We start from the raw sequence: 14,122 nt of genomic DNA, 5'->3' as shown, positions 1-14,122 counted from the left end.
CATGTCTATCGAACCCATCCTCACCGCCCGCGGACTGGTCAAGCGCTATGGCCGCGTGACCGCACTCGACCATGCCGATTTCGACCTTTATCCGGGCGAAATTCTGGCGGTCATCGGCGACAACGGCGCCGGCAAATCTTCGCTGATCAAGGCCATATCCGGTGCCGTCCAGGCCGACGAAGGCGAGATCAAGCTCGAAGGCCGGACGGTGCAGTTCAAGTCGCCGCTGGAAGCCCGTGAAGCCGGCATCGAGACCGTCTACCAGAACCTGGCCCTGTCGCCGGCGCTGTCGATCGCCGACAACATGTTCCTCGGCCGGGAAATCCGCAAGCCCGGCGTGCTCGGCAGCGTGTTCCGCATGCTCGACCGGCCAGCCATGGAAGCGAAGGCCCGCGACAAGCTCTCCGAACTCGGGCTGATGACGATCCAGAACATCAACCAGACCGTCGAGACCCTCTCCGGCGGCCAGCGCCAGGGCGTCGCCGTGGCGCGCGCCGCGGCCTTCGGCTCGAAGGTGATCATCCTCGATGAGCCGACCGCAGCGCTCGGCGTCAAGGAAAGCCGTCGCGTTCTCGAACTGATCCTCGACGTGCGCTCGCGCGGCATTCCGATCGTGCTGATCTCGCATAACATGCCGCATGTCTTCGAAGTTGCCGACCGCATCCATATCCACCGCCTCGGCAAGCGGCTGACGGTCATCAACCCGAAGGAGTACTCGATGTCCGACGCCGTCGCATTCATGACAGGCGCCAAGACCGTTTCCGCAGAGACGGTCGCTGCATGAGCGTGACAGTCGAGGACATGGCCGGCCAGATCATTGCCAAGGCCGGCACGGTCAAGCGCTTCATGGTTGCCATCGCCGGCCCCCCCGGGGCCGGCAAGTCGACGCTATCAGACAATCTCGCCGAGGCGCTGAAGGCCAAGGGCGAGAGCGCCGAAGTCATGCCGATGGACGGCTTCCACATGGACAATGCCATCCTGATTGCCCGCGGCCAGCTTGCGCGGAAGGGCATTCCGGAAACGTTTGACGTCCGTGCTTTCCTCGACATCGTCAAGGCGGTGCGGCCGGGCGACCAGGAAGTGCTTGTTCCGGTGTTCGACCGGTCCCGTGAATTGGCGATCGCATCGGCCCGGGTCGTCTCGCCGGACCATCGCTTCATCATCGTCGAGGGCAATTATCTTTTGTTCAGCAAGGGCAAATGGGCTGAGCTCGAGGGCATGTTCGACTTTTCGATCATGATGGCACCCCCGATCGAAGTGCTCGAGGAACGCCTCTGGGCGCGCTGGCGCGGCTACAAGCTCAGCGAAGAAGAAGCCCATGCCAAGGTCTACGAAAACGATCTGCCGAACGGCCGGCTGATCCTTGAGAACAGGCGACCTGCCGACATCACATTGGCCATCGCCTAAGCAGATAACGTACCCGTGCACCACGATGAAGACGGTTGTCATTGGCCGTCCATGAATGATATCCCGGCGCGACCTCATCAGATCGCCGCCGGGAGACACCCATGCAAAAGCTTACCATCCGCCGCCCCGACGACTGGCATCTGCACCTGCGCGATGGCGCGATGCTCGAGGGCGTGATCGGCGACACCAGCCGCCACTTTGCCCGCGCCATCATCATGCCCAACCTCGTGCCGCCTGTCGTGACCACGGCCGATGCGCGCGCCTATCGCGAGCGGATCATGGCGGCCTTGCCGCAAGGCGATGTGTTCCAGCCGCTGATGACACTCTATCTCACCGAGCATACCAACCCGGACGACGTCGAGGAAGGCAAGTCCAGCGGCCTCATCACCGCCGTGAAGCTCTACCCCGCCGGTGCGACCACCAATTCCCACGGCGGCGTGCGCGATATGGACAAGGCGATGCCAGTGCTGGAGCGGATGGCCAAGATCGGGCTGCCGCTCTGCGTCCATGGCGAGGTGACGGATGCCGATGTCGATATCTTCGATCGCGAGGCGGTGTTCATCGAGACGGTGCTCGATCCCCTGCGCCGGCGCCTGCCGGAACTCAAGGTAACGATGGAGCACGTGACGACCTCCGACGGCGTCGATTACATCAAGTCGGCCAGCAATCTCGCCGGCACCATCACCACCCACCACCTGATCATCAACCGCAATGCCATCCTGGTCGGCGGCATCCGGCCGCATTATTACTGCCTGCCGGTCGCCAAGCGCGAAAGCCATCGGCTGGCGCTGCGGGCCGCGGCCACCAGCGGCGACGGCCGCTTCTTCCTCGGCACCGATTCCGCTCCCCATGTCGATCCGCTGAAGGAATGCGGCTGCGGCTGCGCCGGCATCTACACCTCGATCAACACGATGAGCTGCCTTGCCCACGTGTTCGAGCAGGAGGGTGCACTCGACAGGCTCGAGGCTTTCGCTTCTCTCAACGGCCCGGCCTGGTACGGCCTTGAGCCGAACGCGGAACAGATGACGCTGATCCGCCGGATCGAATCCCTATCCTTCCCCGACAAGATCGAAACCGGCGCCGGTCCGGTCACTGTATTCGATCCGATGTTTCCTTTGCATTGGGATGTGGAAGCTCATTCAGGGAAATAAACGGCGAGAAGCCATCGCTTAATCTCTATAGTGTTGACGCGATCCACCCAATTTGGCTGTTTTTAGTAACCTTTTCCTCACTCCTGTGGAGCTAACACTCCCCAGGTGCAATGTTTTTGCGGATGAACCGTGGAAGGGACGGCAGGATGCTCGACTATAATTCCTTGCTTGTTGCCTTGGGTATTTCATCGATTTGCCTCGTCATGACGCTGCTAGGCAGTTGGATGACGCGGCGTAAGGAAAGCTTCCTGCTGACCTGCACGATCGGACTAAGTTTCGTTATCGGCGGCATCTTTACTTACAGTGCATATGTGGAGCGACCGACCATGGCGCCCGCGATTGCGGCATTCATCCTCTTTTCCATCGGCTTTTCGATCATCTGGGTAGCCGGCTACCAATTTCGTAAGCACCGTTTTTCGCGCCTAAGGTTCATCGTCGGCAGCGTCTTCGGTATCGGTGTGACAGTGCCGACAATGATGATCGGGTATGACGGACTGGCCTATATCTTCAACAACCTGGCAATCGCGCTGGTGCTCTTTGCCACTGCCCGCGAATATTGGCGCAGCCGAGCCGAGGCGCCCGCAGCGCTCAACGGCTTGACCGCTCTTTATTCACTGACGGCTGTCAGCTTCGTGTTTTGCGCGGTAGCCCTGATCTCCAAGGGCAGCCTGGTTCTGGGCAAGGCGCCGGACGGCTGGGCGGAAGATCTCAACCTCGCGACCAGCATCGCCGGCATGACCGGGGTTGGTGCACTTTCGCTGGCTCTTCATCAGTCTAGAGAGGCCGCGATCCATCGTGCGGAAGCCATGACCGATCCTCTGACCGGCCTGATGAACCGCCGCGCCATGTTCGCGATCTACGGAAACCGTGTCTTCACGCCTGTCATGGCGGCGGTGATCTTCGACATCGACCGGTTCAAGGCCGTCAACGACGACCATGGCCACGCCGCGGGCGACGGGATGCTTAAGCTTTTTGCGCAAGAACTGACTGCCAACCTGCGCAGCGCCGATGTCGTGGCGCGCCTTGGCGGTGAAGAGTTCGCTCTCATTCTCGACAATGTCATGCCCGGCCGCGCCGAGCAGATTGCCGACCGCATCCGCGAATCCTTTGCGTCGCGTGAACTGGCTTTCGAAGGCAAGGTCCTGACATGTACGGTGAGCGCGGGCATCGCGTTCGGTTCGAGTGAGATTTCGAGCTTCGACGCCATCGTCCACGCCGCCGACAGGGCGCTCTACACGGCGAAGCGGAACGGCCGGAACCGCGTCGAGACCGCTGACTATCTGCATGCCGTGCCGAACGACAAGAGCCTCCCGGCGTCCGGGACCGCTAGCGCCTGACCGGCTCCGGCGAGCAGGCTTCCGCAACATCCCAATGAACCGTGTTCCGGCCCGCGTTCTTGGCCATGTAGAGCTTTCGATCTGCCGCCACCATCATTGCCTTCAGGGTTTCCCTTGACGGGTCACCGCGGTACACGCCGAAACTTGCGGTCACGCGACCGGGCGGAAGCATGGCCACGGCCCGGGCCGCAAGTTCGCCGCGCAGGCGTTCCGCAATCTTAAGCGCCTGAGCGATATCGGTGCGCGGCAGCAAAATGCAGAACTCCTCTCCGCCGATGCGCGCAGCGATGTCGTAGGGCCGCATGTTGTGCTGGATGACGGCGCCGGTCATAACCAGCACCTGATCGCCCACCTCATGTCCATGTTCGTCGTTGATCTTTTTGAAATGGTCGAGATCGAACACCATAACGCTCAACGCATCGCCTTCGCGCGCGGACCGCTGCAGCTCGCTGGTTCCGATGTCACGCAGCCAGCGGCGATTGCCGAGGCCTGTCAGCACATCGGTCGTCGCCTGGCGCCGCAGCTGCGAAAGCGTCGCATGCAGTTCGGCGATGAGCGTGGAGATGGCGTTGACCACGGTGCCGATCTCGTCGCTCCTCCGACTGGAGATTGCCGGAACAGCACCGCTTTCCCGATAGGCCTGGACGGTCTTTGTGACCGCATGCAGGGGGCGCAACAACAGCCAGACGGACCATAGACAAAAGGCCGTGCCCAGAAGCGTTGCCATGACAGCGACGATAAGGATGGGAAAGGTGGATGTCTTATAACCGATGGTCAGATAGGCGACCAAGGCAAGCAGCGGCAGGTGGGTAGAGGTGAAACATATCGAAAAGATCTTGAGTGTCAGCGACGAGCCGAATTTATCCAAGACGGCGGATCGTGGCAGATTCATCATAGTCTCCTTCGTGCCGTTGCGGCGAAAACTACGGGCTAAATAGAAACTCGAATCCTAACGAAATGCCGCGCATTTTAATAAAGCCGACGGTCTATTCTCGCCGAGGGGCTCAAAGCCCTGTAAGCGTTCTGCTTTTTCCAACTATTCCTGCCCCGATAGGATGGGGAAAACCTCGGAATAAGCCCCGGATGCAAATTTGCCGGGCGGTGTCGGCTCCGTCCTCGGTTGGCGGCTGTCGTAGCGCACCATTTTCCGTCGGAAACGCTGCATCCTTCTGGAAACGCGAACGCCTTGCTGCTATGCCGCAGGCAACGTTTCAAAGCCGCAGGAGAGTGCAGGATGCAGATGACATTTCCCGACCGCGCCGTGATGGCCGAACTGCTGGCAAAGATGCTTTGGGAAATCAAGGCCGTCCACTTCAACGCCGAGACGCCCTATAAATTCGCCTCGGGAATGGCGAGCCCGGTCTATATCGACTGCCGCAAGCTCCTCTCCTATCCGCGCATCCGCTCGACGGTCATCGACTTCGCCGCCAGCGTCTTGTCGCGCGATGCTGGCTTCGAGAGGTTCGACTGCATCGCCGGCGGCGAAACGGCCGGCATCCCGTTTGCAGCCCTGCTGGCCGACCGGCTCGGCCTGCCGATGATCTATGTCCGCAAGAAGCCGAAGGGCCACGGCCGCAACGCCCAGATCGAGGGTCATATGCCTGATGGCGCGCGCGTGCTCGTCATCGAGGACCTGACGACGGCTGGCGGCAGCATGTTCACCTTCATCGACGCCATCCGGGCAGCTGGCGGCGTCGTCGACCACGCAATCGCGCTTTTCTACTACGGCATCTTTGACGAGGGCGCATTGCGCTTTACGGACGGCAAGGTGCGCTTCCATCATATCGCGACCTGGCGAGACGTACTTGCCGCCGCCAAGACGCAGAAGCTGTTCGACGAGAAGACGCTGTCCGAAGTCGAGGCATTTCTCGATGCGCCGCTGCAATGGTCGGGCGCCCATGGCGGCATCACCGAGCTTTCGGCGAAGTGACGCTTTGCTTTTGCATGAAACCGCTCTAACCGTTTTTTGACACTGGAAAGAAGAGACGCGTTCTCTGGGAGGCCGGAATGATATTGTGCTGTGGCGAAGCTTTGATCGACATGTTGCCGCGGGAGACGACGCTGGGCGAAAAAGCCTTTGCTCCCTATGCCGGCGGCGCCATCTTCAACACCGCCATCGCGCTCGGCCGGCTCGGCGTTGAGACATCCTTCTTCACCGGCCTTGCCGATGACATGCTGGGCGAAATCCTGATCGAGACGCTGAAAGCAAGCAACGTCGATTCCAGCCCCTGCGCCATCGTTTCCCGCCCGAGCACGATCGCCTTCGTCAAGCTGGTCAACGGTCAAGCGACCTATGCCTTCTACGACGAGGGCACGGCCGGCCGGATGATCACCGAGGCCGACCTTCCCCAACTCGACGCAAGCTGCGAGGCACTCCACTTCGGCGCCATCAGCCTGATCCCCAGCCCCTGCGGCGACACCTACGAGGCGCTGATGAAGCGCGAGCAGGCCAGCCGCGTGATCTCGCTCGACCCCAATATCCGCCCCGGCTTCATCAAGGACAAGTCCTCGCACATGGCCCGCATCAAGCGCATGGCGGCAATGTCCGACATTCTGAAGTTCTCGGACGAGGATCTGGAGTGGTTCGGCATGGAGGGCGACCATGATCATCTGGCTGCGCATTGGCTGGACCATGGCGCCAAGCTGGTGGTGATTACCAAGGGCGCAGAGGGTGCCACCGGCTATACCAAGTCGCGCAAGGTAACCGTGCCGAGCGAGCGCGTCACCGTGGTCGATACGGTCGGCGCCGGCGACACCTTCGATGCCGGTATCCTTGCCTCGCTGAAGATGAACAAGCTGCTGACCAAGGCGCAGGTCGCCTCGCTGGACGAAGCGGCGTTACGCGATGCTCTCTCGCTCGGCGCAAAGGCCGCGGCAGTCACCGTGTCGCGAGCCGGCGCCAACCCGCCCTGGGCTCGGGAAATCGGGCTGTAAGCGCGGCGTTTATCTGCTCCCGTCGGGGAGGTTATGACGATTGCGAGGCATTGAGGGGGAACGCGCGCCCTCATCCGCCCTTCGGGCACCTTCTGCCCGAGGGGAGAAGGGGAAAGCTACTTTCCCGTTCCGATCTCGCCGGCCGACGGTCCCCAGACGTCTGTGAGTGCAAATCCTTCGGCCAGCGGATCGAACGGATCGAGCGCGACCTGTGAAAGGCCGAAGGTGAAGCCGCGTCCGGTGATCGTCGGAATGATCGCCGGTTTTCCGGCCACCTCCGTTAGCGCCGAGAGGCCAACCTCAAACTCGGAGCCGATGATCGAGCGCGATTTGAAGATATCGCCGACCTTGGCCTTGCCGCGCGCGTGCAGCGTCGCCAGGTTGGCAGAGTTGCCGGTACCGCAAGGCGAGCGGTCGACGCGGCCGGGCCACATCGTCGTGCAGGTGCGGATGGCGCCATCGGCATCGACATCCCGGAACATGACATAGGCAACGCCCAAAATCGCCGGGATTTCCGGGTGGACGACCGACATCGTCCGGTTGATCCGCTCGCGCAGGATCATGCCGGCCTTGACGAGGTCGGCAGCCTTCGATGCCTCGATGGTGAGGCCGACCTGACCGACATCGACCAGCGCATAGAAAATGCCGCCATAGCAGATGTCGAGATTGATCGAACCCCACTCCGGCGTGTCGAGCTTGACGTCGAGCTCGTGCACGAAGGACGGGACCATGGTCAGCCGAACCTTCTCGCAGCGTCCGTCGCGGCAGGTGGCAACGGCCCGCACCAGGCCGGCAGCCGTGTCGAGAGTGACGATGGTTTCCGGCTCCTGCATGTCGACAATGCCGGATTCGAGCAGCGCGGTGGTCACGCAAATCGAGTTCGATCCGGAGCTGGCATGGGCCTGGTCCGGCTGCAGGATGATGAAGCCCGCATCGGCATCCGGATGCTTTGCCGGCAGCAGCAGGTTGACCGAACCGATCGGCGCGCCACGCGGTTCAAGGACAAGGAAGCGGCGCAACGCCTCGCCCTTGGGATCGGTGTTCATCCAGTGAAGCTGCTCGGCAATCGTATTGCCGGGGATCTTCGGCACGCCGCCGATTGCAACCTTGCCGATTTCACCTTCGCAGTGGACATCCAGTAGCTGGATCGTACGCTTCCATCTCATCCCATGGTCTCCAATCGGACGTGTCTTGTGGGGCAGCCGTCTGTATCGATGCGCGGCCCGAACTCTTTGCAAGGCATCGCCGGCGCCGAGGGACGCCGGCGTAGTCTCAGTAGCGGTTGATGCGGAACGGCGCCATGTCGATAGAAGGTGTGATGCCGCCGATCATGTCCGCTATCAATCGTGCTGTCGTTGCCGAATAGGTGAGCCCGAGATGACCGTGGCCGGTGGCATACCAGACGCCGGGCAGGCGCGACGAGGCCGATATAATCGGAATGGTGTCGGGCAGCGACGGTCGATGGCCCATCCAGTCCTTGGCATCCTCCACTTTGAGGCCCGGCAGCGCCCGCTGGGCGTGGCGGACGAGAACGCGGGGGCGGCGATAATCCGGCGGCGCATCGAGGCCGGCGAGCTCCACATTGCCGCCGACCCGGATGCCGCCGGCTGTCGGGGTCACCATGAAGGCACGGGCCGGCCAGATGACGGAATAACGCATCTCGATGCCGGGTGCCATGATCTGGGTATGATAGCCGCGCTCCGTCTCGAGCGGGATCGGTTCACCGAGCGATTTCGCAATGGCGCGCGTCGGCACGCCGGCAGCGACCACGGCGTCGTCAGCCTCGATCCTTCGGCCGTCGGAAAGAACGACGGTGACGCCGCCCCCTGCCCTGCGCTCGATGGTGACGACCGCGCCGGAGACGAAGCCCGCGCCGGCAGCCTTGGCCGCATCCACCAGCTTCAGCACGAGGTGATAGGGATTGCGGATCGACTTGTTGTTCGGCAGCAGCACCGCCTTGGCGATGTGCGGCGACAGCGAAGGCTCGAGATCGCGAATGCCGGCGTTATCGAGCACGGAATGCTCGAAGCCATAGCGCTGCATCATCTCGATATGGCCACGGTCGCCGGCAAACTCCGCCTCCGTCTCGTAGATGGCCAGACAACCCTCCTCGGTCATCAGTTCGGGTGCGCCGATCGCCTGGAGCATCGAACGGAAATCGCCCAGCGCAGGGGCCGAGAGAGACATGCCGGCATCCTCGATCTGGCGCAATCGGGACGGCCGGCCGGCGGCGAGGAAGCGCAGGAACCATGGAATGATTTTGGGCGCATAGGCCGGACGAAGCCAGACAGGTCCTTCGGGATCGAGCAACCAGCCGGGCATCTTGCGCCAGGTCGACGGCCCGGACCCGGCGGCGAAATCCAGGGCAATGCTTGCCATGTTGCCGAACGAAGTGCCCTGCCCCGGTTCACCCTTGTCTATGAGCGTTACCTGCCGACCGCGCCGCTGCAGCTCGAAGGCCGTTGCTGCGCCGACGATCCCGGCACCGATTACGATGGTGGTCTTTTTGGTGTCTTGCATCATGGGCTTGGATATCCGAGCGGCAGCGAAACGAACAGCAAATCAGCGATCGGGATATAGCAGGCAAGGCCCGCTGCCTATGGATTTTGCGGCAGCAAACGGCGGTTTTTCCAGATGGAGGACAGATGAGGGAAATCGAACCGCGCTTTTTCGGTTGAAGGCGCCGGATTCTCGCCCACCGGTGAAACCGATGGGGCCTTCCGCACGTAGTCTAGTGGGTGTTCACTGACCAGAGGTCCAAGATGAAGTCCTTGATCCCCGCACTGACAATGCTCGCCGCATTTGTGCCCGTGACATCCCATGCCGAAGCGCTGAAGGACAGTGATATCCGCAGCGACATCATCGGCCGCACGATCTACCTTGCCGCGCCCCTGGGCGGCGAGATGCCCCTCACCTACCACAAATCCGGTACCGTCGATGGCAATGGCCAGGCCGTCGGTCTCGGAAAGTTCATCAAGCCGAACGATGTCGGTAAGTGGTGGATCAAGTCGAACCAGCTCTGCCAGCAGTTCAAGACCTGGTACGATGGCGCCCCGATGTGCTTCGTGCTGGAGCGAGACAGCGCCGATAAAGTCAAATGGACGCGCGACAACGGCCAGACTGGCGTGGCGCGCATCGGCGACTGAACTGAGAGAACAAACTAAAAGAGCCCGATGCGGGAGGAGGATGCATCGGGCTCTTAATAGAGATCAGCAACTGGGAGGAGGAGTGCTGCTGATCGAAGAAGGAAGCGCTGGGAGGAGGAGTGCGCTGCCTTCGATGAGAGATATACGCATTGCCGCCCAGATTGGAAATACATGCTATTGCATTGCAGCAATGCGTTTTCGGCATGAATAAATAAGCGCTATTGGCTTAGCGCCTTCATTAGAACATGCCTCTGCGACAATTCGCCTATTTCTCAGCCGCATTCTTCAGGTCTTTGCCCATTGACTCGCGTCTTTAGTGGCTTCTGACTCGCGTCTTTAGTGGCTTCGCCACCAATCAACTCAATCTGAGGCGAGGTCGCGGCTGGGTCTCGGGGCCGCAACCTCGCCTCCTGCTCAGGCCGCCTTGAAGAATTTTATGCCCTCGGCGTCGAGTGCCTTGAACTCTTCGTCCGACAGACTGAAATTCACCGCCGCCACGTTTTCCTCCAAGTGCTTGACCTTTGACGTTCCGGGGATCGGCAGCATCACCGGGCTACGCTTCAGCACCCAGTCGAGCGCAATCTGGCTCGGCGCGGCGTTGTGACGCTTGGCTATGGTGTCGAGTAGCGAACCCGGCTTGGCAAGATCGCCGGCTGCCAGCGGGAACCACGGGATGAAGCCGATATTGTGCTTCTCGCAGTAATCGAGAACCTCTTCGCTGGTGCGATCGACCAGATTGTAGCGGTTCTGCACGGTCGACACCTTGAAGACCTTCGAAGCGGCCTCGATCTCTGCCACCGAAACTTCACTCAGACCGGCATGACGGATGATCTTGTCGTCGAGCAGCGACTTGATGGCATCGAACTGCTCACTAGCCGGGACCTTGGGATCGATCCGGTGCAATTGCCATAGATCGATCTGATCGACGCCGAGATTGCGCAGGCTCTTGTGTGCCTGCTGGATCAGGTATTCCGGGCGTCCGACCGGTACCCAGACCTCCGGCCCGGTGCGGGTCAGGCCACCCTTCGTGGCAACAACGATTTTGCCGTAGGGGTGCAGCGCTTCCTTGATCAGCAACTCCGAGACATCGGGGCCATAACTGTCGGCGGTATCGATGAAGTTGACGCCGAGTTCCGGCAGTCGCTTCAGGGTGCGGATGCTTTCCTCACGGTCGGCAGGATCGCCCCAGATGCCCTTGCCGGTGATGCGCATGGCACCGAAGCCCAGACGGTTGACGGTGAGATCGCCGCCAATCTTGAAGGTTCCGGATTTGGATGCATTCAATTCGGTCATGATCGTCCCTTTCTTGAATTGTTCATTCAGAATGCGTGGGAGCCGAGCACTGTTTCCAGCCGTCGAACTCCAAACTCTGTGCCCGAACAAGAACAGTTGTGTCGCATCCGAGCCTAGAAGGAGATGGGCAAGCCAACCGTCGGATGCAACCGATCACGCCAGGATAAGTACATTTCAACCCAATTGTCGTGAGCCGCACGGGATTGAGAGCGGCGTGGATGATGCACCAGGGCTCGCAACCCGAAGGCGGACTTCAGGCGGAGGTACTGCCAAAGGCGGACAGGACATCTTTGAGTTCGGCAAAAAGGCTGCGAAACAGGGCTTCGGGCGTGGTGCCCCGCGGTGCCTGGTGCCATTGCTCGCCCCCGACACGCATGGCTCCGATGACCGCCGCCGACAAGAGACGAACGCGAAGCCGCTCCGTCTCACCATCCGCGCATCTGGACAGAAGGGCTGCCGTCAGGCAGCTTTCGAGTTTGGCGTATTTCAGCTGATCGCGGGCGCTCAGCGTCGGCGTTGCGCGGATGAGTTTGCTGACAGCCAGGCTTTGGGGATTGAAGGCGGCCACGACCGTTGCGCTCAGCGCCTCCTCGACCACCCGCGCCATCGGCTCGCCTCCTGGCCTAGCCGCGATCGCCTCGGCCAGATGGTCTGCGAAGGTGTCCTGCCAGGCGGAGACCACGTCTTCCTTGCTCGGAAAATAATCGAAGAAACTTCGCTTCGAGACATCGGCTGCTTCTGTGATCTCTTCGATGGTGGTCTGGTCGAAGCCACGGTCGAGGAACAGTGCCATTGCCGCATCCTCGATCCGGCCACGGGTCTGGCGACGCTTGAGTTCGCGCCTGCCTTCCCGCGCGCCGTGAATGTCTTTTTCGCCAGGCACTATTGTCCAGCTTCCAGAGCTTTGGCATCCCCAATTGCGCTGTCTGCGTGGATTTCAGGGACTTGCGAGGCACACATGCCGCCAAAGCGCCTGTGGGAGATGTTGGCTCGGCCGATCGAAATCTCCGCCACCGTCTTGCGCGAAATTCGGTAGACGCTGGCTGGCGGCAGGTTGCGGACGGTTCCGCCGATGCGCTTGGCTGTCAGGCCGAGCTCGTCGAGAATGCGTCGCTGCGCCGGACAGCGCGGCCCATAGGTGAATTGGTAGAACGCGCCGCCCGGCCGCATCACCCTGAACGCGCCGGACAGAATGGCGCTCACCTGGGCCGGCGACATGGACAGCAGCGGCAGGCCGCTGACCACTGCACCGACCGGCTTGTCATCGAACAGTCCCGCTTCGGCAATCCTGCCGGCATCCATCTGGACCACGCGCGCCAGCGGAAACCGAAGGTGCAGCACATCGACGAATTCGGCCCCGAACTCGATCAGCGTCAGATCCGATTCCCGCACGCCTCGTTTCAAAAGCGCCCTCGTGAAGACGCCTGTGCCGGGACCGAGCTCAAGAATAGGCTCATCAAGAGCTTCCACCTCCCGTGTCATCAGGCGCGCCAGACGCTCTCCCGACGGGGCTATGGCCGAGACCTGCATGGGATTGCTCATCCACAGGCGGAAGAATTGCTTGAAGTCGGAGGCGGCGGAACGTGTGGTCATTCAGGGATCCTATTCGACGGGCCATGAACAGCCGATGCGATGAGCGGTGTCGAGTGTGTCAAATGCAAGACCAATGCAGCGCTGCGTGATGTCACCTACAAGCATGTCTGTATCTATTGTAAATTTGCACCCAGTGCAATATCTATGGTGTCTCGTTCCTTAACGCGCATCGGAGGCAGCATGGCCGGCTTCAGCGCCACAACGATCCCTTCCCAGACAGGGCTCATCGCCCTGGTCACGGGAGCGACCAGCGGCATCGGCTTCGAAACCGCAAAGGCCCTGGCCGCTGCCGGAGCCGAGGTCATCGTCGCCTCGCGAAACCTCGTGAAGGGTGGCGAGGTGATTGCGAAGATACGGGAAGATCATCCGGGTGCCGCCGTCCGCTTCGAACATCTGGACCTCTCGAGCCTCGCGTCGGTGGCGGAACTTGCCGGACGCATCGTCGATGCGGTGCCTCATATCGATCTGCTCATCAACAATGCAGGGGTCATGGCCATACCGACGCGCCATGAAACGGTCGATGGATTCGAGATGCAGCTCGCTTCGAACTATCTCGGCCATTTCGCTCTGACCATGCGCCTGATGGCAAAGGTGCTCGCTGCGCCGGCACCGCGGATCGTCACCATCAGCAGCATTGCGCATCGTTCGGGCCGCATCCATTTCGATGATCTACAGCTGAAAAGCGGCTATACGCCGTGGAAGGCCTATAGCCAGTCGAAGCTGGCGACGCTGATGTTCAGCCTCGAGCTCGAGCGCCGGGCGATCGCCGAGAGCCTCAACCTCACCAGCATAGCCGCCCACCCCGGCTATGCCGTCACTGGCTTGCAAAGCGCCGGCCCGCGGTTTGGCCGCGAGGGCAAGATCTCACCGCTGGAAAGGGTCGCGGCTGTGCTGCAACCCTTCTTTTCCCAGTCCGCGGCAGCCGGCGCGTTGCCGACATTGTTTGCAGCCACATCGCCGGAAGCGATCGGCGGCGTGATGTATGGGCCAGATGGCTTCTACGAGCTGAAGGGGCAACCCGCCCTCTCCCGGATCGCCGCCCGAGCCCTCGACCGGAGCACCTGGCGCAGGCTGTGGGACATGTCTGAGGAGCTGACAGGCATGCGCTTGCAAATTCCGCCGGAGGCCTGACCTTCAAGCTGCTGGCCATCTGCGGAAAAAAGGCATTCAGTGGTGCGGATAAGGGCGCGAATGCCTATGTGTGATTCGAAAGCTCCGGAAAACGTGCCGCATCGCCGTTTTGACGGACAAGATTGATTTG

At 61.4% G+C, this 14,122-nt stretch carries 14 protein-coding genes; 8 read left to right on the top strand and 6 right to left on the bottom strand.

Annotated elements, in window-relative coordinates:
• Nucleotide 1 precedes the first annotated feature (1 nt).
• From VH564_RS14210 to VH564_RS14195, 4 genes are all read left to right on the top strand, one after another.
• Nucleotides 2–784 (top strand): ATP-binding cassette domain-containing protein, encoded by a 783-nt coding sequence (locus VH564_RS14210; protein WP_423340481.1) that lies wholly within the window; start codon nucleotides 2–4, stop codon nucleotides 782–784.
• Nucleotides 781–1,407, top strand: coding sequence for a nucleoside triphosphate hydrolase (locus VH564_RS14205; protein ID WP_423340480.1), 627 nt, complete (start codon nucleotides 781–783; stop codon nucleotides 1,405–1,407). The genes VH564_RS14210 and VH564_RS14205 overlap by 4 nt, the downstream gene beginning before the upstream one ends.
• Before the next feature lie 101 nt (nucleotides 1,408–1,508).
• Nucleotides 1,509–2,558 (top strand): dihydroorotase, encoded by a 1,050-nt coding sequence (gene pyrC / locus VH564_RS14200; protein WP_423340479.1) that lies wholly within the window; start codon nucleotides 1,509–1,511, stop codon nucleotides 2,556–2,558.
• A gap of 146 nt (nucleotides 2,559–2,704) precedes the next feature.
• Nucleotides 2,705–3,895 (top strand): GGDEF domain-containing protein, encoded by a 1,191-nt coding sequence (locus tag VH564_RS14195; RefSeq protein WP_423340478.1) that lies wholly within the window; start codon nucleotides 2,705–2,707, stop codon nucleotides 3,893–3,895.
• Here the strand turns inward: VH564_RS14195 and VH564_RS14190 are convergent.
• The gene (locus VH564_RS14190; protein WP_423340477.1) at nucleotides 3,885–4,787 is read right to left on the bottom strand and encodes a GGDEF domain-containing protein; all 903 of its coding nucleotides are present in this window, start codon (nucleotides 4,785–4,787) and stop codon (nucleotides 3,885–3,887) included. The genes VH564_RS14195 and VH564_RS14190 overlap by 11 nt on opposite strands.
• A 342-nt stretch (nucleotides 4,788–5,129) precedes the next feature.
• On the opposite strand from VH564_RS14190, the gene VH564_RS14185 reads away from it, so the two are divergent.
• Together VH564_RS14185 and VH564_RS14180 are read left to right on the top strand one after the other, a co-directional pair.
• Entirely contained in the window at nucleotides 5,130–5,825 is a 696-nt protein-coding gene (locus tag VH564_RS14185; protein WP_423340476.1) for an orotate phosphoribosyltransferase, read from the top strand.
• A gap of 77 nt (nucleotides 5,826–5,902) precedes the next feature.
• The gene (locus VH564_RS14180; protein ID WP_423340475.1) at nucleotides 5,903–6,829 is read left to right on the top strand and encodes a carbohydrate kinase family protein; all 927 of its coding nucleotides are present in this window, start codon (nucleotides 5,903–5,905) and stop codon (nucleotides 6,827–6,829) included.
• A 116-nt stretch (nucleotides 6,830–6,945) separates the two neighbouring features.
• Here the strand turns inward: VH564_RS14180 and VH564_RS14175 are convergent, their stop codons facing one another.
• Together VH564_RS14175 and VH564_RS14170 are read right to left on the bottom strand one after the other, a co-directional pair.
• Nucleotides 6,946–7,995: a 4-hydroxyproline epimerase gene (locus tag VH564_RS14175; protein ID WP_423340474.1), complete on the bottom strand. Its 1,050-nt coding sequence runs from the start codon at nucleotides 7,993–7,995 to the stop codon at nucleotides 6,946–6,948.
• A gap of 106 nt (nucleotides 7,996–8,101) precedes the next feature.
• Nucleotides 8,102–9,352 carry an NAD(P)/FAD-dependent oxidoreductase gene (locus VH564_RS14170; protein WP_423340473.1) on the bottom strand — a complete coding sequence of 417 codons (1,251 nt, stop codon included), beginning with the start codon at nucleotides 9,350–9,352 and terminating at the stop codon, nucleotides 8,102–8,104.
• Between the two features lie 239 nt (nucleotides 9,353–9,591).
• Between VH564_RS14170 and VH564_RS14165 the strand changes: the two genes are divergently transcribed.
• Nucleotides 9,592–9,975 (top strand): hypothetical protein, encoded by a 384-nt coding sequence (locus tag VH564_RS14165; RefSeq protein ID WP_423340472.1) that lies wholly within the window; start codon nucleotides 9,592–9,594, stop codon nucleotides 9,973–9,975.
• A 414-nt stretch (nucleotides 9,976–10,389) separates the two neighbouring features.
• On the opposite strand, the gene VH564_RS14160 is transcribed toward VH564_RS14165, so the two are convergent.
• The 3 genes from VH564_RS14160 to VH564_RS14150 form a co-directional block, all read right to left on the bottom strand.
• A complete protein-coding gene (locus VH564_RS14160; RefSeq protein ID WP_423340471.1) occupies nucleotides 10,390–11,268 on the bottom strand; it encodes an aldo/keto reductase in 879 nt (292 codons plus the stop codon).
• A gap of 253 nt (nucleotides 11,269–11,521) precedes the next feature.
• A complete protein-coding gene (locus VH564_RS14155) occupies nucleotides 11,522–12,151 on the bottom strand; it encodes a TetR family transcriptional regulator (protein WP_423340470.1) in 630 nt (209 codons plus the stop codon).
• Nucleotides 12,151–12,861: a class I SAM-dependent methyltransferase gene (locus VH564_RS14150; protein WP_423340469.1), complete on the bottom strand. Its 711-nt coding sequence runs from the start codon at nucleotides 12,859–12,861 to the stop codon at nucleotides 12,151–12,153. Before VH564_RS14150 ends, VH564_RS14155 begins: the two co-directional genes overlap by 1 nt.
• A 180-nt stretch (nucleotides 12,862–13,041) precedes the next feature.
• On the opposite strand from VH564_RS14150, the gene VH564_RS14145 reads away from it, so the two are divergent.
• Nucleotides 13,042–13,992: an oxidoreductase gene (locus tag VH564_RS14145; RefSeq protein WP_423340468.1), complete on the top strand. Its 951-nt coding sequence runs from the start codon at nucleotides 13,042–13,044 to the stop codon at nucleotides 13,990–13,992.
• The last annotated feature ends 130 nt before the right edge of the window (nucleotides 13,993–14,122 follow it).

Source organism: Rhizobium sp. HT1-10 (assembly GCF_049472505.1).
GTDB lineage: Bacteria > Pseudomonadota > Alphaproteobacteria > Rhizobiales > Rhizobiaceae > Rhizobium.
This window is presented reverse-complemented; position numbering and strand designations above follow the sequence as displayed.